Origin of the sequence: Stappia sp. ES.058 (genome assembly GCF_900105595.1) — a bacterium.
In the GTDB taxonomy this organism is placed as follows: Bacteria; Pseudomonadota; Alphaproteobacteria; order Rhizobiales; family Stappiaceae; genus Stappia.
The window spans coordinates 2,731,429-2,749,282 of the sequence record NZ_LT629784.1; the positions used below are offsets into that span (position 1 = coordinate 2,731,429).

The 17,854-nt window shown below is 61.7% G+C and carries 19 protein-coding genes, 1 tRNA gene and 1 other RNA gene; 11 read left to right on the forward strand and 10 right to left on the reverse strand.

Annotated elements, in window-relative coordinates:
• Nucleotides 1-13: 13 nt before the first annotated feature.
• A complete protein-coding gene (gene serB, locus BLU32_RS12750; RefSeq protein ID WP_093807492.1) occupies nt 14-907 on the reverse strand; it encodes a phosphoserine phosphatase SerB in 894 nt (297 codons plus the stop codon).
• A gap of 29 nt (nt 908-936) precedes the next feature.
• On the opposite strand from serB, the gene miaA reads away from it, so the two are divergent.
• Nucleotides 937-1,860, forward strand: coding sequence for a tRNA (adenosine(37)-N6)-dimethylallyltransferase MiaA (gene miaA / locus BLU32_RS12755; protein ID WP_093807494.1), 924 nt, complete (start codon nt 937-939; stop codon nt 1,858-1,860).
• Nucleotides 1,861-2,085: 225 nt separating this feature from the next.
• The gene (locus BLU32_RS12760) at nt 2,086-2,631 is read left to right on the forward strand and encodes a GNAT family N-acetyltransferase (RefSeq protein WP_157727662.1); all 546 of its coding nucleotides are present in this window, start codon (nt 2,086-2,088) and stop codon (nt 2,629-2,631) included.
• Nucleotides 2,632-2,741: 110 nt separating this feature from the next.
• Here BLU32_RS12760 and BLU32_RS12765 read toward each other — a convergent pair whose 3' ends face one another.
• The 3 genes from BLU32_RS12765 to BLU32_RS12775 form a co-directional block, all read right to left on the reverse strand.
• Nucleotides 2,742-4,289 (reverse strand): 2-isopropylmalate synthase, encoded by a 1,548-nt coding sequence (locus BLU32_RS12765; RefSeq protein WP_093807498.1) that lies wholly within the window; start codon nt 4,287-4,289, stop codon nt 2,742-2,744.
• Nucleotides 4,290-4,689: 400 nt separating this feature from the next.
• Entirely contained in the window at nt 4,690-5,262 is a 573-nt protein-coding gene (gene ilvN, locus BLU32_RS12770; protein ID WP_093807500.1) for an acetolactate synthase small subunit, read from the reverse strand.
• Between the two features lie 27 nt (nt 5,263-5,289).
• A complete protein-coding gene (locus tag BLU32_RS12775; RefSeq protein WP_093807502.1) occupies nt 5,290-7,056 on the reverse strand; it encodes an acetolactate synthase 3 large subunit in 1,767 nt (588 codons plus the stop codon).
• 589 nt (nt 7,057-7,645) lie between these two features.
• On the opposite strand from BLU32_RS12775, the gene BLU32_RS12780 reads away from it, so the two are divergent.
• Nucleotides 7,646-7,721, forward strand: a tRNA-Lys gene (locus BLU32_RS12780).
• Nucleotides 7,722-7,819: 98 nt separating this feature from the next.
• Here BLU32_RS12780 and BLU32_RS12785 read toward each other — a convergent pair.
• The 4 genes from BLU32_RS12785 to speB all read right to left on the reverse strand — a co-directional run bounded on the left by BLU32_RS12785 (nt 7,820) and on the right by speB (nt 10,228).
• Nucleotides 7,820-8,293, reverse strand: a complete 474-nt coding sequence (locus BLU32_RS12785) for a hypothetical protein (protein WP_157727663.1) — start codon at nt 8,291-8,293, stop codon at nt 7,820-7,822.
• Nucleotides 8,293-8,835 carry a type II toxin-antitoxin system HicB family antitoxin gene (locus BLU32_RS12790; protein ID WP_093807506.1) on the reverse strand — a complete coding sequence of 181 codons (543 nt, stop codon included), beginning with the start codon at nt 8,833-8,835 and terminating at the stop codon, nt 8,293-8,295. The genes BLU32_RS12785 and BLU32_RS12790 overlap by 1 nt, the downstream gene beginning before the upstream one ends.
• On the reverse strand, nt 8,832-9,080 hold the full coding sequence (locus tag BLU32_RS12795; RefSeq protein WP_093807508.1) for a type II toxin-antitoxin system HicA family toxin: 249 nt from the start codon (nt 9,078-9,080) through the stop codon (nt 8,832-8,834). Before BLU32_RS12795 ends, BLU32_RS12790 begins: the two co-directional genes overlap by 4 nt.
• 176 nt (nt 9,081-9,256) lie before the next feature.
• On the reverse strand, nt 9,257-10,228 hold the full coding sequence (speB, locus tag BLU32_RS12800; RefSeq protein ID WP_093807510.1) for an agmatinase: 972 nt from the start codon (nt 10,226-10,228) through the stop codon (nt 9,257-9,259).
• 136 nt (nt 10,229-10,364) lie between these two features.
• Between speB and BLU32_RS12805 the strand changes: the two genes are divergently transcribed.
• The 5 genes from BLU32_RS12805 (at nt 10,365) to BLU32_RS12825 (ending at nt 14,799) form a co-directional block, all read left to right on the forward strand.
• Nucleotides 10,365-10,829 (forward strand): cysteine rich repeat-containing protein, encoded by a 465-nt coding sequence (locus BLU32_RS12805; RefSeq protein ID WP_244501695.1) that lies wholly within the window; start codon nt 10,365-10,367, stop codon nt 10,827-10,829.
• Nucleotides 10,830-10,869: 40 nt separating this feature from the next.
• Nucleotides 10,870-11,448: an OmpA family protein gene (locus BLU32_RS12810; RefSeq protein ID WP_244501696.1), complete on the forward strand. Its 579-nt coding sequence runs from the start codon at nt 10,870-10,872 to the stop codon at nt 11,446-11,448.
• Between the two features lie 370 nt (nt 11,449-11,818).
• Nucleotides 11,819-12,745, forward strand: a complete 927-nt coding sequence (locus BLU32_RS12815) for an ABC transporter ATP-binding protein (RefSeq protein WP_093807514.1) — start codon at nt 11,819-11,821, stop codon at nt 12,743-12,745.
• The gene (locus BLU32_RS12820; RefSeq protein ID WP_093807516.1) at nt 12,742-13,503 is read left to right on the forward strand and encodes an ABC transporter permease; all 762 of its coding nucleotides are present in this window, start codon (nt 12,742-12,744) and stop codon (nt 13,501-13,503) included. Before BLU32_RS12815 ends, BLU32_RS12820 begins: the two co-directional genes overlap by 4 nt.
• Nucleotides 13,504-13,527: 24 nt before the next feature.
• Nucleotides 13,528-14,799, forward strand: a complete 1,272-nt coding sequence (locus tag BLU32_RS12825) for an adenylate/guanylate cyclase domain-containing protein (RefSeq protein ID WP_157727664.1) — start codon at nt 13,528-13,530, stop codon at nt 14,797-14,799.
• Nucleotides 14,800-14,830: 31 nt separating this feature from the next.
• Here the strand turns inward: BLU32_RS12825 and BLU32_RS12830 are convergent, their stop codons facing one another.
• Entirely contained in the window at nt 14,831-15,625 is a 795-nt protein-coding gene (locus BLU32_RS12830; protein WP_093807520.1) for a thymidylate synthase, read from the reverse strand.
• Nucleotides 15,626-15,777: 152 nt separating this feature from the next.
• Nucleotides 15,778-16,278 carry a YHS domain-containing (seleno)protein gene (locus BLU32_RS12835; protein ID WP_093807522.1) on the reverse strand — a complete coding sequence of 167 codons (501 nt, stop codon included), beginning with the start codon at nt 16,276-16,278 and terminating at the stop codon, nt 15,778-15,780.
• Nucleotides 16,279-16,404: 126 nt separating this feature from the next.
• Between BLU32_RS12835 and ssrA the strand changes: the two genes are divergently transcribed.
• From ssrA to BLU32_RS12850, 3 genes are all read left to right on the forward strand, one after another.
• Nucleotides 16,405-16,772: a transfer-messenger RNA gene (gene ssrA, locus BLU32_RS12840) on the forward strand.
• Between the two features lie 184 nt (nt 16,773-16,956).
• A complete protein-coding gene (locus tag BLU32_RS12845; RefSeq protein ID WP_093807524.1) occupies nt 16,957-17,571 on the forward strand; it encodes an SspB family protein in 615 nt (204 codons plus the stop codon).
• A gap of 22 nt (nt 17,572-17,593) precedes the next feature.
• Nucleotides 17,594-17,833, forward strand: a complete 240-nt coding sequence (locus tag BLU32_RS12850) for a DUF4169 family protein (RefSeq protein WP_093807526.1) — start codon at nt 17,594-17,596, stop codon at nt 17,831-17,833.
• Nucleotides 17,834-17,854 lie beyond the last annotated feature (21 nt).

The following is a 17,854-nucleotide window of genomic DNA, read 5'->3' on the forward strand; positions in this document are numbered from 1 at the left end:
ATGGCCGAGAAAACTACGCGGCAAAATCCGCGCGCGCGTAGCCCTGCAGATAGAGCAGCGCGCTCAAGTCCCCGTGGTCGATACGGGCATCCGCCGCCTCTGCAACGGACGGCTTGGCATGATAGGCAACGCCCAGCCCGGCCAGCTCGATCATCGCCAGATCGTTCGCGCCATCGCCGACCGCAATCGCGTCGTCCGGCGTCAGCCCCTGTTCGGCCAGGAGCGCTTCCAGTCGTTGGCGCTTGGCCGCGCGTCCGAGGATCGGTTCATCGACCTCACCGGTCAGCTTTCCATCCGTGACCACCAGCGTGTTGGCCCGGTTTTCATGAAACCCGATCTGCGCCGCGATGACCTCGGTAAACACGGTGAAGCCACCGGAAACGAGCGCGCAGTAGGCGCCGTCGCGACGCATCGTCTGCACCAGACTGCAAGCGCCGGGCGTCAGCGTGATCTGCGTATCCAGAACGCTCTGGATCACCGATACATCAAGTCCGGCGAGCATGGCCGCCCGCTCGCGCAACGCCGGCTCGAATTCCAGTTCGCCGCGCATGGCCCGTTCGGTGATGGCCGCGATTTCGGACTTCTTGCCAAGCGCATTGGCCAGTTCGTCGATGCACTCCTGGCCGATCATGGTGGAATCCATATCGGCGATCAGCAGGCGCTTGCGTCTTCCCGCGCGCTTCTGCACAAGAAGATCCACCGGAACGTCGGCAAGCACATTGCGCAACGCCCTGTCGAATGCCTGCGCGCTCGCCGGATCGGCGTCGAAGAAAAGATCGACCGCCTTGCCGGCGTCGAGCATCACGGCGCGTGCGCCCTCGGGCAGAACGGCACTCGCCCTGGAAACAAGCGAGGTGTCGATTGCCGAGCGTTGGGGATCGGCAACAAGGGTGGCAACCAGGGTCATCGGTGGAACCTGCCTTACGGAGAAATCGGATGGGGACACAAGCGGTAACGTTGATAGCCGGGCCGACCGCCAGCGGCAAGTCGGCGCTCGCCATAGCCCTCGCGGAACGAACCGGCGCGATGGTGGTCAATGCCGACAGCATGCAGGTCTATCATGATCTCTCCATCCTGACCGCACGTCCGGGCGCGACAGATCTGGCACGCGCCGAACACCGGCTCTACGGTCACATCGACGCCCGCGACGCCTATTCGGTCGCACGCTGGCTGGGCGACGTCGAGGCTGTTCTGGATGACGCTCGAACGCAGACACGTCCCGTGATCCTCGTTGGCGGCACGGGGCTCTACTTCCGAGCGCTCACCGCCGGACTCTCGAGCGTGCCGCCAATCAACGACGCGGTTCGCACGCGGCTGCGTGCGATGGCGGCGGAACCTGCGGGCGACCGGATGCATGCGCTCCTCAAGGACCGCGACCCGGAGATGGCCGGGCGACTGGAGCCCAGCGACACCCAGCGCATCACCCGCGCTTTGGAAGTGATCGAGAGCACCGGCAAGTCCCTGCTGCACTGGCAACGCCAGACGGGAACACCTCTTGTCGGCGCAGATGCGACACGGGTGGTTCTCGCGCCACCGCGCCGCTGGCTGCATGCTCGTATCGCCGCGCGATTTGAAACGATGGTCGCGACAGGGGCAATCACGGAAGCGCGCCAACTCATGGCCCTTGGCCTGTCTCCCAGCCTGCCCGCGATGAAAGCCATCGGCGTGCGCGAACTCGGCGCCCTGCCTGACATGGACGCCAGCCTGGCAAACGCCGTCGAACGCTGCATCGCACAAACACGGCAGTACGCCAAACGCCAGGAAACCTTCTTTCGGGGACAGCTCGGGGACTGGCCTCGTCTCGACCCGAATGCATCAACCGTCCGCGAACTCGTCACACAATTGGCGCACCATCTGTGATATAATACACTCAAAGATTGCATCGCCATGGTTTGCGCGCATTTGGCGGGTAGCCAAGCCGCCCATTCGCAAGGCAAGGTGTGAGAGAAATCGGTCGTGTTCCCGCAAGACACCGAATCAGCGTTCAATATGACGCGGGAATCGCACGGTAAACGCGGGCATGCGCCTGATGCGCAAGCCAGGCTTTCCGGCCACTGCGCCGAGACAACACCGGAGGAGGACGGAATGCCGTCGGAAGCGATCCTGACCACGCCACGGCTGGTTTTGACGACCTTCGCCAAGCACGACCTCGCCGACCTCTATGCCCTGCATTGCGATCCACAGGTGAACCGCTTTCTTGGATCGCACGAGATCATTCACACCCGTGAGGACGCCGAACGTCATCTGAGCGACTATGTCACCGGGCAGGAGCGTCGTGGTTTCAGCCAGTGGAAGGTCAGCCTGGATGACGGCAGTTTTGCGGGCCGCGCCGGGTTTTCAGTCTATCCCGAAACCTCCGAAGTCGCCCTCAGCATCTGTCTGAAGTCGGATTTCTGGGGCAAGGGCTACGCATCGGAACTGGCAGACGCCCTCGTGGAGTGGTTCTTCGACAAGACCTATTTCACCCATCTCATCGCCTTCGTCGCCGCCGGAAACGAGCCGGCCCGAAGGATGATGGAAGGCAACGGCTTCAAACAGCGCCAGCGCATGGTGATCGACGACGCGGCCTTCGACTGTCTGCAGATCCTGTCGCCGGCGCTCGCCAAGCGCTTCGCGTCGAGCGTCGGGTAACGTCGCCGTCAATCCCCACTCCCACACGAAAAACGCCCTTCGCTCGAGCGAGCAAAGGGCGTTGTCGTTTCAGCCGGCCGGAAATTCCGGCCGGTACCGATTTCAATGCATCACACGGCCTTCAGCTCCTGGTGGTCCGGACGGTTCTGCCGGGCGATCAGCTTGTTGAGCGCCGAGACATAGGCGCGCGCGGAGGCGACCAGCGTGTCCGTATCGGCGCCCTTTCCGGTCGAGATACGCCCGTTGGCCTCAAGCCGCACGGAAACCTCGCCCTGTGCATCCGTCCCTTCGGTGACCGCATGCACCTGGTAGAGCGAGAGCTTCGCCTCATGCGGCACGATGGCCTTGATGGCATTGAAGGTCGCATCGACCGGCCCGTCGCCGGAGCATTCGCGCGTTTCGTGCTTGCCGTCGACATCCATCGTCAGGATCGCCTTCTGCGGGCCGCCGGTACCCGCGATCACGGTGAGGGCGATCACCTTGATCTGCTCGCCCTGGGTCGCAATCTCGTTTTCGACCAGCGCCTCGATGTCCTCGTCGTAGACATGTTTCTTGCGGTCGGCCAGTTCCTTGAAGCGCCGGAACGCCTCCTCAAACGCATTGTCGCCGATCTCGTAGCCCAGTTCCTCCAGCTTCTGGCGGAAGGCATGACGGCCCGAATGCTTGCCCATGACCAGCGAGGTGGCGCGCACGCCGACGTCCTCGGGACGCATGATCTCGTAGGTCTCCGCGTTCTTAAGCATGCCGTCCTGATGAATGCCGCTTTCATGCGCGAAGGCGTTCTTGCCGACGATGGCCTTGTTGTACTGCACCGGGAACCCTGAGACCGCGGATACGAGTTTTGACGCCCGCGTCAGAAATTGCGGCTCAACGCGGCAGTCGTAGGGCAAAACGTCGGATCGGGTCCTGAGCGCCATCACGACCTCTTCCAGCGCCGCGTTGCCTGCCCGCTCGCCCAGGCCGTTGATCGTGCATTCGATCTGCCGCGCGCCGCCGGCGACACCGGCCAGAGAATTGGCGACGGCGAGCCCCAGATCGTTGTGGCAATGCACGGAGAACACGGCCTTGTCGGCGTCCGGCACGCTCTCGCGGATCGTCTCGAACATCGCCTTGTATTCATCCGGCGTCGCATAGCCGACCGTGTCCGGCAGGTTGATCGTGGTGGCGCCGGCGCGAATGGCGGCTTCCACGCAGCGGCACAGATACTCGATCGGCGTGCGCGTTGCGTCCATCGCCGACCATTCCACGTCGTCGATCAGGTTGCGCGCCCGCGTCACCGTATCGGTGATGATGTCGAGCACCTGCGCCTCGGTCTTCTTCATCTGGTGCTCCAGATGAATGGGCGAAGTTGAAACGAAGGTATGAATGCGGCCGCGCTCGGCATGACGCACCGCATCGCCCGCCCGGTCGATATCGGCATGGATCGCCCGCGCCAGGCCGGTGATCACGGAGCGCTTGGAGCGTTTGGCGATCTCGCTGACCGCCTCGAAATCGCCGTTGGAGGCGATCGGGAACCCGGCCTCGATGATGTCGACGCCCATTTCATCGAGAATTTCGGCGACCTGGAGCTTTTCCTCCAGCGTCATGGAAGCGCCGGGCGACTGCTCGCCGTCGCGCAAGGTGGTGTCGAAAATGAAAACGTGATCCTGGCCGGACATGGGTCGGGTTTCCTCTCTAGCCTGGCCCGTCGCCGCACATCCCGTGCGCGCGGACCTTATGAAAATCAGAATTTGGGAATGGTGCTGGCTCCCCTGAGTGCCCGCTCCCGGTCATTGCGGAAGCAGTCAGCGCTCAGGGGCTGATAAGAAGAAGGAGGCCGGAAAGCGGTAGCAGTCCGCCGCGCAGGGTGTGCGCGTCGATCGCAGAAGCGGCAATGGTGCCAGCGGCGATCATGCGGTGCTCGTTTCCTGTGTCTCGCGCCCTGGGGACAGGGCCGGAAGATCCGGTCTCTACGGGCGATGCCGGAACACTTTCAAAGGTCGCCCGAAAGTCTGACCAATTCGTTAACAATTTGGTAGCGGAAAGACCGCGCCGATGCAAGCACCGGCGCGGCCGAACTCATAGTCCGTTGGGACCGCGCTGCAAGGCGGCGACGCCCGAGCGCGACACCTCCACCAGACCGAGCGGCTTCAGGATGCCGATAAACTGCTCGACCTTGTTGGTGCGCCCGGTGATCTCGAACACGAAATGCTCCGCCGTCGCATCGATCACCGTTGCGCGAAAGGCGTCTGCCAGACGCAGCGCCTCGAGCCGTTTCTCGCCTACGCCGGCCACCTTGATGAGCACAAGCTCGCGCTCAAGCGGCTTTTCGAAGTTCCGCAGCCGCGCATCGACGGTCAGGTTGGTGACCCTGTGCACCGGCACCAGCCGTTCCAGCTGATGGTGGATCTGCTCGATCACCATCGGCGTGCCGGTGGTGACGATGGTGATGCGCGACAGGTGCTTCTCGTGCTCCGTCTCCGACACGGTGAGGCTGTCGATGTTGTAGCCGCGACCGGAGAACAGCCCGATCACCCGGGCAAGAACGCCGGGCTCATTGTCGACCAGCACCGACAGCGTGTGGCTTTCGGAGACTTCGCTCACCTCGGCCATGAAATAGGCGGACGGCGCATTCAGGTTCTGTGCGTTCATTGTCTTTGTTCCCGCTTCTCGATGCCGTCAGACCAGCGCCTTGCCTTCGGTGGAGATGGCCGCGGCCACCGCTTCGTCGTTCGCCTCGTCGGGAAGCAACATCTCGTTGTGCGCCTTGCCGGACGGGATCATCGGAAAGCAATTGGCGAGGCTCGCGACCCGGCAGTCGAAGATCACCGGCTTTGGCGATGCGATCATCTCCTCGATCGCCCCGTCGAGGTCTTTCGGCTTCTCGACGCGAATGCCATGGCCGCCATAGGCTTCCGCCAGCTTCACGAAGTCGGGAAGGCTTTCCATGTAGGAGTTGGACAACCGGTTTCCATGCAGAAGCTGCTGCCACTGCCGAACCATCCCCATGTACTGGTTGTTGAGAATGAACACCTTCACCGGCAAGCCGAACTGGACCGCCGTCGACATCTCCTGAATGTTCATCAGGATCGACGCGTCGCCGGCGATATCCACGCACAGCGCATCGGGATGGGCCACCTGCGCCCCTATGGCCGCCGGAAGGCCGTAGCCCATGGTGCCGAGACCGCCCGACGTCAGCCAGCGGTTCGGCGATTCGAAGCCGTAGAACTGCGCCGCCCACATCTGGTGCTGGCCGACCTCGGTCGACACATAGGTCTCCCGGTCCTTGGTCAGCTCGTAGAGCCGCTGGATCGCGTATTGCGGCATGATAATGTCGTCGGTCGGGCGATAGGCGAGCGAATTGCGCGCCCGCCAGGTGTCGATCTGCGCCCACCAGTCCTTCTGCGCGTCGGCATTGAGCGAATGCCCGCCGCTGCGCCAGAGCCGCACCATGTCTTCCAGGACGTGGCCGACATCGCCGACAATCGGGATATCGACCTTCACCGTCTTGTTGATCGACGACGGATCGATGTCGATGTGCACCTTCAGCGAGTTCGGCGAAAAGGCGTCAAGGCGACCGGTGATGCGGTCGTCGAAGCGCGCGCCGATGTTCACCATGACGTCGCAGTCGTGCATCGCCATGTTGGCTTCATAGGTGCCGTGCATGCCGAGCATGCCGAGCCACTCCTTGCCCGAGGCCGGATAGGCGCCAAGCCCCATCAGCGTCGAGGTGACCGGAATGCCGGTCATCTGGGCGAACTCGCGCAGCAAATGGCAGGCCGCCGCGCCGGAATTGATCACGCCGCCGCCGGTGTAGAGGATCGGCCGACGCGCCCGCGACAAAAGCTCTATGGCACCGCGGATCGCATCCATGTCGCCTTTCACGCGCGGACGATAGCTCTTGTGCGCGACATTGCCGGGCGCTTCATAGGTACCGGTTGCAAACTGCACGTCCTTGGGGATGTCGACGACCACCGGGCCGGGACGCCCCGCGGTCGCGACATAGAACGCCTCGTGCAGGATCCGCGAAAGGTCCTTGATGTCGCGCACCAGCCAGTTGTGCTTGGTGCAGGGTCGGGTGATGCCGACGGTATCGCATTCCTGGAAGGCATCGTTGCCGATCAGATGCGTCGGCACCTGGCCGGTGATACAGACCATCGGGATCGAATCGAGCATCGCGTCGGTCAGCGCCGTGACCATGTTGGTCGCGCCCGGACCGGAGGTGACGAGCACCACGCCGGGCTTGCCGGTCGAACGGGCATAGCCTTCGGCCGCATGGCCGGCGCCCTGCTCATGGCGCACGAGAATATGCGCTACGTCATCCTGCTGGATAATTTCGTCGTAAATCGGAAGCACGGCACCACCGGGGTAGCCGAACACATGCTGGACCCCTTGATCCTTGAGTGCCTGGAGCACCATCTCGGCGCCGGTCATCTCGCGCTTCATTTTCGCTTTCCTCGATTATCGCAGCTTGCTGTCTCGACACATGTCATCGTTCTGGTTTGGCGCAACGGGCCCGCCGGCATTGAGGCGGAAGCTCCGGGCACGACTTGCAGGCAATAAAAAAGGCCCCCGAGGAGGCCTTGTGCGCGCTTGAACGTCGGGAAACGAGAGTTACCTCGTCCCGCTCGCGCGCGCCCCGCCTACAAGAATGAGCGTGATGCTCATCATACGTGCCACTCCCGTTTTGCCGGCGTCTCGTATGGTTGGTCCGACGGGGCGTCTCCCCGCGCGAACCACCATCATCCGACGCCGGGCAAACTAGACGCGCCCTCCCGGGTGGTCAAGCGCTATGTCAGGAAATTTCGCATTGCAACGGCAAAACTTGTCGAATGTTGCAGGCGACCCGGTATTCCCTTCAAAACCCGCCGATGGCAACCGGGCCGCAGCCGGTGCGCTGCGCGGATATCCCCAGCTTCGAACGCAAGCAGACGTTAAACGCGAAAACCCCCTTGCAACACCCCGCCGGGCTTTGTATATACCCACTCCACGGCGCGGGCCATTGTCGCTCCCGCCGTATGGCCGCATTGGCCGTGGGTGTATAGCTCAGTTGGTAGAGCAGCTGACTCTTAATCAGCCGGTCCTGGGTTCGAATCCCCGTGCACCCACCACTCTCTTCTCTTTAATAGAAAAATCATGGCATTCATCGTGAGCCGGATGCGATCCGCGCGATGGTAGACTCGTAGACCATCCCTTTGGCCGAGCTAATTCATGCAGATTCTTCAGGATCAACCCAGGCAATTGTATCAAGCGACTGTGGGAGACGCGGGAATTGGCCGTTGAGCTGGCTCACCAACACATTGAATTGAGCTTCGAAACGAGACCAGACATACCCTGAGAAGTAGTTTTCCCCCAAGAGCTTTATCTGATCTTCGGGCAACTCATCGGACTTCACAAGAAAGTAGTAAGACGCGGAGATCTCTGTTTGCGCCTCGCCATCGAGCAGTCTCCCGACCAAAATATCTGCATTGAATATGTAGACCCCGTCTTGATAAGCAGGACCTTCGATTAGCTCGACGTGATATGCATAGGAAAATTCTGCATCTTCATTGACGTCTCCAAGACGCTCCAGAGCTTCCAAATGTGATAGTCGAACAGCAAACAGAGAAGTTGGATTTTGATCTGATTTCGCTTGCCGCGTCGGCTTCAAGCGCTTTTTTCCAGACGCCTTAACCTCAGCCATCAGTTGCGCCTCCACACATCGCTAGACGGACTTAGAACAATCGGGCGGCCAGCAGGGCTGGAGACAAGGTCCGAAAGACGCTCGACAACTGCTGGAGCTTCCGACGTCAACCGTTTGGCGACAGCTGTCGTTCTCCAAAAACGCTCTTGCCGGTGTGTTGCTTCGAGTAGCTTTGTCACCTCTCTATACAGAACATCAGGCCGACGCGCGGTCGAGATTCGCGCGACTTTCTCCTCGATCGCTTGAGTCACCCAGGCGTTGAGCTTGATACCGTTGTCCGCGGCCAGCATGGCAGCCTTACGATGGAGTTCCGGACGCACGCGCACATTGAATGTGCCGCTGAAAGGCTTATCCGGCTCCTTCCCGACCTCTTCGCAATCTTTGAGATAGGTGTCGATTAAATCTTCGAACACACTCTGAGTTTCGGACGCGCTATCGCATTCCGCAATCAAGACGTCATCGATGTGCAAGACACGGACGAACAACGCCCCATCATCGAATTCGACCGCTGCCTGATAGCTCTTGTAGCGCAGCGTTTTCATATCACACCCTTGTCGATCAATTGTTCCCTGACGAGCTTGACCATATAGGCCTTCATTTCTTTTTGAGGATGCGGCTCATGCAGTCGAACAATGTGCTTGGTATCGCGATGGACGAAACGCCTGCGACTTCCATTCTCCATGTGCAGCTCGTATCCCAAGCCCCCCATCATCGACACGAAGTCACGATACAGGAAGGTGCCTGTGCACGACTTGAAGCGATCAATCAGGCGTTCACGCTTGGTCATTTCCCAGAAACACCCTATGCCATAATCATACTAGCGCGAATAGCAACTAAAATTTGGTTACAGCGACAACACCCAAGGCATGCAACCCTTAGCAGAATTTAAACCCGAAGCGGAACTTAGGGGGGCATAAATGCGCTTCCACGCATTTGACAATCTGACTTGACGCACCGATGCCGTCAGATATGCACAGTTCTCTCCCCATTCGCATGAAACACAAATCCCAGGAAATTCAGCAGAATCTGCGCGGCGAGAATCGCCGTTGAGCCAGTCTGGTCGTAGTCCGGCGCAACCTCCACCAGATCGATGCCGACCACCTCGTGACGGCGGGTCAGCGCCTGCAGCATTTCCAGCACCTCGTAGTAGAGAAATCCGCCGTGGCTGGGCGTTCCAGTGCCCGGCGCGATCGACGGACAGAAGCCGTCGATATCGAGCGTGACATAGACCCGGGCGCCTTCGGGGATCCGCGCGATCACACCCTCCGGCCCGAGCTTGCGCATCTGGCGCACCGAGAGAATGTCCGAGCCGAAGCCGCGCGCCGCCTCGTAGCCCTCGCGGGTGGTTGAGGAGACATTGCGGATGCCGACCTGCGTCAGCCCGGTGACATAGTCCTTTTCCGCCGCACGCCGCATCGGATTGCCATGCCCGTAGCGCACCCCGTGGCGCTCGTCGACGAAATCGAGATGCGCGTCGATCTGCAGGATGTGGATCGGCCCATGGCCCTCAAAGGCATCGATACAGGGAATGTTGACGGAATGGTCGCCGCCGAGAACCACGGGAAAGGCGCCGGCCTGCAGGACCGCCCGTACCCCGGCCTTGATGTTGGCATGGCTCGCCACCGTGTCGGTATGCACAATGTCGGCGTCGCCGAGGTCGACGATCCTGACGCTTTCCGGCAGATAGGTGACGTCGTCCTCGTGGTCGTAGGCTCCTGCGTGACCGAAAGAAAACAGCGTCGACGCCTCCCGGATCGCGCGCGGGCCGAAGCGCGCGCCGGCGCGAAACTGCGTGCCGAAGTCAAAGGGTGCGCCGAGCACGGCAACGTCGGCGTCGATATGCGACCAGTCCTCGCAATAGGGACGCTTGCCGAAGGTCGCGATCCCCACGAATGGCAGATTCAAACGGCCCGTCTGGTAAGAATGCCCGCTCATCTGTCCGCGTCTCCCCGATTGCGACGCGGCATCCTGTCAGGATCGGCGAGTGCCCGCAACGGGCGACCGACAACCGCGAAAAGTATCAGGCTGGCGCTTTTACCAGACTGGTTTAAAATGATAAATCTCATTGTGCATGCTGATAGGCGGCAAAAACATCATCGGGAGACTGCGAATGCCAAAATCACTTTGGGCGGCCATTTTCTTGCTGGCGGGCGCTTTGTTCCTCGCGCAGGGAGCCAAAGCCCAGACCATCGGCTTTGCCGATGCCATCAGGATCCTGAGCTCAAGCTGCGGCGCTGATATTCAAAAGTATTGCAAATCGGCCAATATCGGCAACAACCGCATCCAGGAATGCCTCGCCGAGAACGAAGCCAGGATATCTCCGCAGTGCAAAGCGGACTATGCGGGCGTCTATATCTCGCTGCAGACCCGGTTTGCGGCGCAATCCGTCGTGATGAAGATCTGCGACCGGGACATCCGCCAGCTTTGCAGTGGAACCCAGCCGGGCAAGGGACATGTGTTGCGGTGCCTGTTGAAGGCCCAGCCTTCGGTCAATGCCGACTGCAATCAGGCCATCGACGATGCCGGATATCGCTGAGCCCACCCAGCCCCGACCGCAATCCTTCGGAGGACGTGTCTTGAATTTCTCTCACCTCTTTGCGGTGTCGCTTGTCGCGCTGCCACTCACCCTGTCTGGCGCGCAAGCGCAGACCCAGCTGTCGCGAAACGAGATCGTCAACAGCCTGCAGGGCGCCCAGACCAAGGCGGAAATCAATGCCGCCGATGTGCGTGCCCAGGCGCTGCAGAACATCCAGCAGCATCCCGGCGACAATGCCACCACGTCGCTGCCGATCTCTGCGCAACTCGCGAAGCTTCGCCAATTCAACGTGGAGATCACCTTCGATTTCGATTCCGACCGGATCCGTCCGGAATCCTATGAAACCATCGGGTTGATCGCCGATGCCCTGCATACGCCCTATCTGTGGGGGCAGGTCTTCTTCGTTGTCGGACACACCGATGCCAAGGGCAAGCGGGAGTATAATCTGCAGCTCTCGCAGCGCCGGGCCAACGCGATCCGTGAGGCGCTCGTGACAACCTTCTTCGTCCCGTCCGAACAGCTGGAAGCCATCGGCCTTGGCGAGGAACAATTGCGCGACCCGTCCAACCCGGACGGCGCGATCAACCGGCGCGTTCAATTGATCAACGTCGGCTTCTGAGCCGCCACACACTCAACCGGGGCCGCCTCGATCGGCCCCGGTTGGGCCAAACCCTCGTTGCTGTCCTCCCTCCTTCATCGTGCCGTTGAGAACCGCAAGCGGCTCCTTGCTGATCGGATGCGTGCCCGCAAAACGGAAGCCGATCCGGCGGATCAAGGATGAGCGCTGGGAGCAATTGACTGAACGTGCGCGCGCGAACCGCTGGTTCAATGGCATTCGCTGAAAAGCTTGCGGTCCACGCCATGCCACAGGACGGTTGAAGCGCCGGCGCATCCCTATATGCTCCGCACACGTTTTCCGATGGTCCGGGAGCGCTCCCTGTCGGGGGGCGACCTCTCCTTCCAGGACTCCAGTCAGCAAAGTCCCATTGATGTCTCCGATTCTGAAAATATCGAACCTCTCCAAGACCTATGACACAGGGTTTCAGGCGCTCAAGGGCATCGATCTCGAGATCAATCGCGGCGAGCTTTTTGCGCTGCTCGGCCCCAACGGCGCGGGCAAGACCACCTTGATCAGCATCGTCTGCGGCATCGTCAACGGCACCGGCGGCACTGTCACCGTCGACGGCCACGACATCGTCCGCGATTTCCGTGCTGCCCGCGCCGAGATCGGCCTGGTGCCGCAGGAACTGACCACCGACGCCTTCGAGACCGTCTGGGCAACGGTGAATTTCAGTCGAGGCCTGTTCGGAAAGCCCAAGAACCACGCGATCGTGGAAAAGGTGCTGAAGGATCTGTCGCTGTGGGACAAGCGCGACAGCAAGCTGATCACGCTTTCCGGCGGCATGAAACGCCGGGTTCTGATCGCCAAGGCGCTGGCGCATGAGCCTCGCCTGCTCTTTCTCGACGAACCGACCGCCGGCGTCGACGTGGAACTGCGCCGCGACATGTGGCGCGTCGTGCGCCGCCTGCAGGAGACCGGCGTCACCATCATCCTGACGACCCACTACATCGAGGAGGCGGAGGATCTGGCCGACCGCGTCGGCGTCATCAACGGCGGCGAAATCATCCTGGTGGAGGACAAGATCGAGTTGATGCGCAAGCTTGGGCGCAAGCAGCTCATCCTGCATCTTTCCGAACCGCTGGAGGCCGTGCCCGAGACGCTTGCGGAACGCGGCCTGGAACTCGGTCAGAACGGCGAGACGCTGGTCTACACCTACGACACCCAGGCCGAACGCACCGGCATCACCACGCTCCTCAAGGATCTGCATGCCGCCGGCATCCGATTCCGCGACCTGCAAACGCGGCAAAGCTCGCTAGAGGACATCTTCGTCAATCTCGTGAAGGCCCCGTCATGAATTTCCACGCCATCAAGGCCATCTACCGCTTCGAGATGGCACGCACCGGCCGCACGCTGTTCCAGAGCATCGTTTCGCCGGTCCTGTCCACATCGCTTTACTTCGTGGTCTTCGGCGCGGCCATCGGCTCGCGCATCGAAGAGGTCGACGGCGTCAGCTACGGCGCCTTCATCGTGCCCGGGCTGATCATGCTGTCGCTCTTGACCCAAAGCGTGAGCAACGCCTCCTTCGGGATCTATTTCCCGCGCTTTACCGGAACCATCTACGAGGTGCTCTCCGCCCCCGTCTCCTATCTGGAAATCGTCATCGCCTATGTCGGCGCGGCGGCGACGAAATCCATGCTGGTCGGCCTGATAATCCTGGCAACGGCCCATCTGTTCGTGCCGCTCGACATCCAGCACCCGGTCTGGATGCTGCTGTTCCTGATGCTGACCGCGATCACCTTCGCGCTGCTGGGTTTCATTCTCGGGATCTGGGCCGACAATTTCGAGAAGCTTCAGTTCGTGCCGCTCCTGGTGGTGACGCCGCTCGCCTTCCTTGGCGGAAGCTTCTACTCGATCAACATGCTGCCACCTCTCTGGCAGACGGTCACGCTGTTCAATCCGGTGGTCTATCTGATCAGCGGGTTTCGCTGGAGCTTCTACGGTCAGGCCGACGTGAGCATCGGGCTGAGCGTGTTCATGACATTCCTCTTCCTGGTGATCTGTCTTGCCCTGATCAGCTGGATCTTCAAGACCGGCTGGCGCCTCAGGGCGTAAATGCCGCGAGAACAGGAGCGCCTCGTGACAGGCAACGGGCATGGAGCGTCAGCCAGCCGCAGCTATGCGGCGTCGGTGACGCTTGTACGCCGGTCACGACGCTACGCCGAGGCATCTCCGCCATCGTGTTTTACGGACGACATCGAGGACTGGCTGCTGACCGCAGCGCTCGACCAGAGCGATCTGCTGTATCTGTTCGAGGACTTCGTCTGGCGGCTGGTCGATACCGGCCTTCCGCTCGACCGCGCCAGCCTGCATTTCGGAACCCTGCACCCGCAGCTTTACGGATTCGGATGCAACTGGGAACTCGACGACCGCTTTTGTGACGAGATCAAGGTGCCGCAGGAGACACTCGCCTCCGACGCCTACCGCAAAAACCCGCTCTGCCGTGTGATCGAAGTCGGCGAAACGGTCCATGCGCGCATGTCCGATGCCGCGGCCGTCGCTCGTCATCCCTTGCTCGGCGATCTCGCCAAGGCCGGGTTCAGCGACTATTTCGCGATGCCGCTCAGAACCGGCAGCCGCTATCACAACGCAATCACCATCGCGACCAAACGCCCGGGCGGATTTCCACCGCAAGCCGCAGATGCCTTCATCCGCACGGCACGGATCTTTGCCCTGCATGTCGAACGCCACATCGCGGAAAAGCTCGCGGCCAACGTGGTAACGACCTATCTCGGGCGGGAGGCGGGCGAACGTGTGCTCGAAGGCTCGATCCGGCGCGGTGACGGCCTCCCCCTTGATGCCGTGATCTGGGTATCCGATCTGCGCGACTTCACCGACCTGACAGACCGGCTGCCGCCGGAAGACGTTCTGCGGGTGCTCAACGCCTATTTCGGCGTCGTCGTGGCCGCGATCGCAGAGGCCGGCGGGGAGGTCCTGAAATTCATGGGCGACGGTCTGCTTGCGGTGTTCTCCTTCGATCACTTCGCAAGCCCGCAAGACGCGGCGCGCACCGCGCTTGAGGCTGCCGGCGCGGCGCTGCGCGGGGTCGAGGCCCTCGCCCGCGACGAGATCGGCGCGGAAGCCACACCACTTCGAAGCGGGATCGCCCTGCACGAGGGCCGGGTGTTCTTCGGCAACATCGGCGGCGCCGACCGCCTCGATTTCACCGTGATCGGACGCGCGGTCAACACCGCCAGCCGCATAGAGGGGATGACAAAGCCGCTGGGCCGCCCGGTTCTTCTGTCCAGGGAGATGGCGCGGTTGATCGACACCCCGGTCGACGACCTGGGGGCGCATCGCCTGCGCGGCGTAAGCGATCCGGTTGCGCTCTACGCACCGTCAGGGCTTTGACGCGCCTCTCGCCAGCCTTGGCATCGCGACGTCACACCGCGACCGCTGCCTTGATGTGCGGGTGCGGATCATAGCCGGCGAGCGCGAAATCCTCGAAGCGGAAGCCGAAGAGGTCTTTCACATCCGGGTTCAGCGTCATCGTCGGCAAGGCGCGCGGCGCGCGCGAGAGCTGCTCACGCGCCTGGTCGAGATGGTTCAGGTAGAGATGCGCATCACCGAAAGAATGCACGAAATCACCCGGCTCGTAGCCGGTCACCTGCGCCACCATCATCGTCAGAAGAGCATAGGAGGCGATGTTGAAGGGCACGCCGAGGAACACGTCGGCCGAACGCTGATAGAGCTGGCAGGAAAGCTTGCCGTCGGCGACATAGAACTGGAACAGCGCATGGCACGGCGGCAGTGCCATTTCATCCACCAGCGCCGGGTTCCAGGCCGACACCATCAACCGGCGGCTGTCGGGCGTTGTGCGGATCATCTCGATGAGCTTTGCGATCTGGTCGACGGAGCCGCCATCGGGCGCCGGCCATGAACGCCACTGGTAGCCGTAGACGGGTCCGAGATCGCCGTTCTCGTCGGCCCACTCGTCCCAGATGCGAACACCGTTTTCCTTCAGGTAGGCGATGTTGGTATCGCCGGCGAGAAACCAAAGCAACTCATGAACGATCGACTTCAGGTGCAGCTTTTTGGTCGTGACCATCGGGAAGCCCTGCGCGAGGTCGAAGCGCATCTGGTGGCCGAAGACGGACAGCGTGCCCGTGCCGGTGCGGTCGGTCTTTTCGGTTCCCTCGTCGAGGATCCGCTGCATGAGGTCGTGATACTGGCGCACCTTGCCCGTCCCGTTCGCAGGTCGATTCGATTGCGCGCCAAGTCTTGCGCGCACGCGCTTGGGCAATCAAGCGCGCAGGCAGACGGACGCATCGCGAAACCATGTTTCGCCCATAATCCACCGTTCCGGCAGCGCCCGCACCGCGACGCAGGCTATTTTTCGGCGAGCGCCGGCCAGTTGCCATTGGCCCTGGTGATGAAGCCCGGCACATCTGCGCGCCAGCGTTTCTGGATGGCGTCGTTGTAGTTCAGATAAAGCCGACCGTCGACGATGTCCCAATTCTGCGGATCGCCCTTTGCAAGCTTGCCTTCCGCGATCGCCCAGGAGCAATAGCCCCCATAGGCCGGAGCGTATTTTTCCGGTTCAGCCAGAAAGGCCTCGCGATTTGCGGCGCTGACAAAGCGCCATTCAGCCCCGCGATGGGTAGTGGTGATCTCGGATGAGCCCGCCACCGGCTTTCCCTGCGTGAAATAGGCGACCGGATCGTAGCCGCCGACGGCCACGCCATCGACGATGCCGGTGAAAACCGGACCGGTGTCATCGTCACCGAAGCCGAACCAGCCGGCCCGCGCGGCGCCAAGCCCGCCAATGCCTGCGGCTGCGGCAAAAAGCGCTCCCGCAATCAAAACCCGGCGTCTGGAAATCCCGCTCATGGCTGCCACTCCTCAACATGCGTCCGCGCGCAATGCCCGATCCGCGCCGGACCCTTGATATGCCGCACTCTAGGCACGACATCGCATCGCGCGCCAATGACACGCGCTCACAAGCGCGCGAGACACCCCCTTTTCATCCGCAAGGGCACTGCCTATATTGGGTGTGTCGGCGCAAGCTGACTATGACGATAAACGGACTGCGTAATAAGCCTATCGGACCCGGGGGCGGTACCCGGCGCCTCCACCCAAGCCCGTCTCGCGCAAGCGAAAACAGGCGGGCTTCGGGGGGGCGAAATAGGATCGACGAGGGTGTAAAGGCTTTTCTTTCGTCCGGCATGGTTCCGCCGTTATCGGGCCGTCTCAATAGTTGCAAATGACAACTATGCTATGGACAACGCTGTCGCTGCGTAATGCAGTGCCGGTAGTCCACTAAGTCCTGCTGGTTAGCACCTTCAGGCGGGGTTCGGAGGCACCTGGCAACAGAAGCCTCCACTTCTTTTTTGCCAGGCTTTTGACCCCGGGAAATACCGATTCCCGTGACCTTGGGCCCTTTCGGGCGGTGCAGTCGCACCGGAGACGCAAAAGAATGGCACAAGGCGGCCTGGAAGCCTTTTCATCTCGCCCGCCACAGGCCATGTTGGGCGCAAGACTGATTCCAAACACCGGCAGTTACAGCCAATGGCCGAAGACCTCATCCGCTACGACATCGTCATTCAGGACGCGCTTCGCGGCGCCGTTCGCAAGATCCTGACCGAGGTGGTCCGCATCGGACTGCCGGGCGAACATCATTTCTACATCGCGTTCGACACCAATGCCCCGGGCGTGCGGATTTCGCCACGCCTGCACGAACGCTATCCCAACGAAATGACCGTGGTGCTTCAGCACCAGTTCTGGGATCTCACCGTGACGGATCACGCCTTCGAGGTCGGTCTTTCGTTTGGCGGCATTCCGGAAAAACTGTTCGTGCCGTTTTCCTCGATCAAGGGATTCTTTGACCCTTCGGTCCAGTTCGCGCTCGAATTCGAACCGGGCAAGACGGCGGAAGAGCTGCCGGAAGAGCTTGTCGGCGCCGCCCGCGATCAGGAGCGGGCGGAAGCCACGCTGTCGGAGATCGACAGCGTCCTGTCCAACGAGGACGGTGCGACCGCAAAGTCCAGGACCGAAAAGAAGAAGACGGCGAAAACCGGCGAAGAAGACGGCAGCGCGGCGTCCGACGAGACCGACGAAACCAAGGACGACGATGCGGCCAGCGCCGATGTCGTATCGCTCGACGCCTTTCGCAAGAAGCCCTGACAAGGCCTGAACGGACGCGGCGATGACCGGTGATATCATCAACCTGCGCAAGGCCCGCAAGGCCCGCAAACAGCGGGACAAGGACACGCGGGCAGCGGAAAACCGCGTGGTGTTCGGCCGCACGAAATCCGAGCGGGACCGCAGCAAGGCCGAGAGCACTCACGCAGAGCGCCGGATAGATGCGCACCTGCGTGCGCCTGAAAAGGTCGGCGAGAACACTGCCGATCCGCGCCCGAAGCCGGAAACGGATCCGGACGCGTGACGCGACCGCGCAAGATCCTTC

Coding starts and splice junctions, on each gene's coding strand:
- serB (WP_093807492.1), bottom strand. CDS start 907: ATGACCCTGGTTGCCACCCTTGTTGCCGATCCCCAACGCTCGGCAATC.
- BLU32_RS12765 (WP_093807498.1), bottom strand. CDS start 4,289: ATGTCCGGCCAGGATCACGTTTTCATTTTCGACACCACCTTGCGCGAC.
- speB (WP_093807510.1), bottom strand. CDS start 10,228: ATGAGCGGGCATTCTTACCAGACGGGCCGTTTGAATCTGCCATTCGTG.
- BLU32_RS12790 (WP_093807506.1), bottom strand. CDS start 8,835: ATGAAAACGCTGCGCTACAAGAGCTATCAGGCAGCGGTCGAATTCGAT.
- BLU32_RS12775 (WP_093807502.1), bottom strand. CDS start 7,056: ATGAAGCGCGAGATGACCGGCGCCGAGATGGTGCTCCAGGCACTCAAG.
- BLU32_RS12820 (WP_093807516.1), top strand. CDS start 12,742: ATGAATTTCCACGCCATCAAGGCCATCTACCGCTTCGAGATGGCACGC.
- BLU32_RS12760 (WP_157727662.1), top strand. CDS start 2,086: ATGCCGTCGGAAGCGATCCTGACCACGCCACGGCTGGTTTTGACGACC.
- BLU32_RS12795 (WP_093807508.1), bottom strand. CDS start 9,080: ATGACCAAGCGTGAACGCCTGATTGATCGCTTCAAGTCGTGCACAGGC.
- BLU32_RS12850 (WP_093807526.1), top strand. CDS start 17,594: ATGACCGGTGATATCATCAACCTGCGCAAGGCCCGCAAGGCCCGCAAA.
- BLU32_RS12835 (WP_093807522.1), bottom strand. CDS start 16,278: ATGAGCGGGATTTCCAGACGCCGGGTTTTGATTGCGGGAGCGCTTTTT.
- BLU32_RS12845 (WP_093807524.1), top strand. CDS start 16,957: ATGGCCGAAGACCTCATCCGCTACGACATCGTCATTCAGGACGCGCTT.
- BLU32_RS12785 (WP_157727663.1), bottom strand. CDS start 8,293: ATGGCTGAGGTTAAGGCGTCTGGAAAAAAGCGCTTGAAGCCGACGCGG.
- BLU32_RS12805 (WP_244501695.1), top strand. CDS start 10,365: ATGCTGATAGGCGGCAAAAACATCATCGGGAGACTGCGAATGCCAAAA.
- BLU32_RS12815 (WP_093807514.1), top strand. CDS start 11,819: ATGTCTCCGATTCTGAAAATATCGAACCTCTCCAAGACCTATGACACA.
- miaA (WP_093807494.1), top strand. CDS start 937: ATGGGGACACAAGCGGTAACGTTGATAGCCGGGCCGACCGCCAGCGGC.
- ilvN (WP_093807500.1), bottom strand. CDS start 5,262: ATGAACGCACAGAACCTGAATGCGCCGTCCGCCTATTTCATGGCCGAG.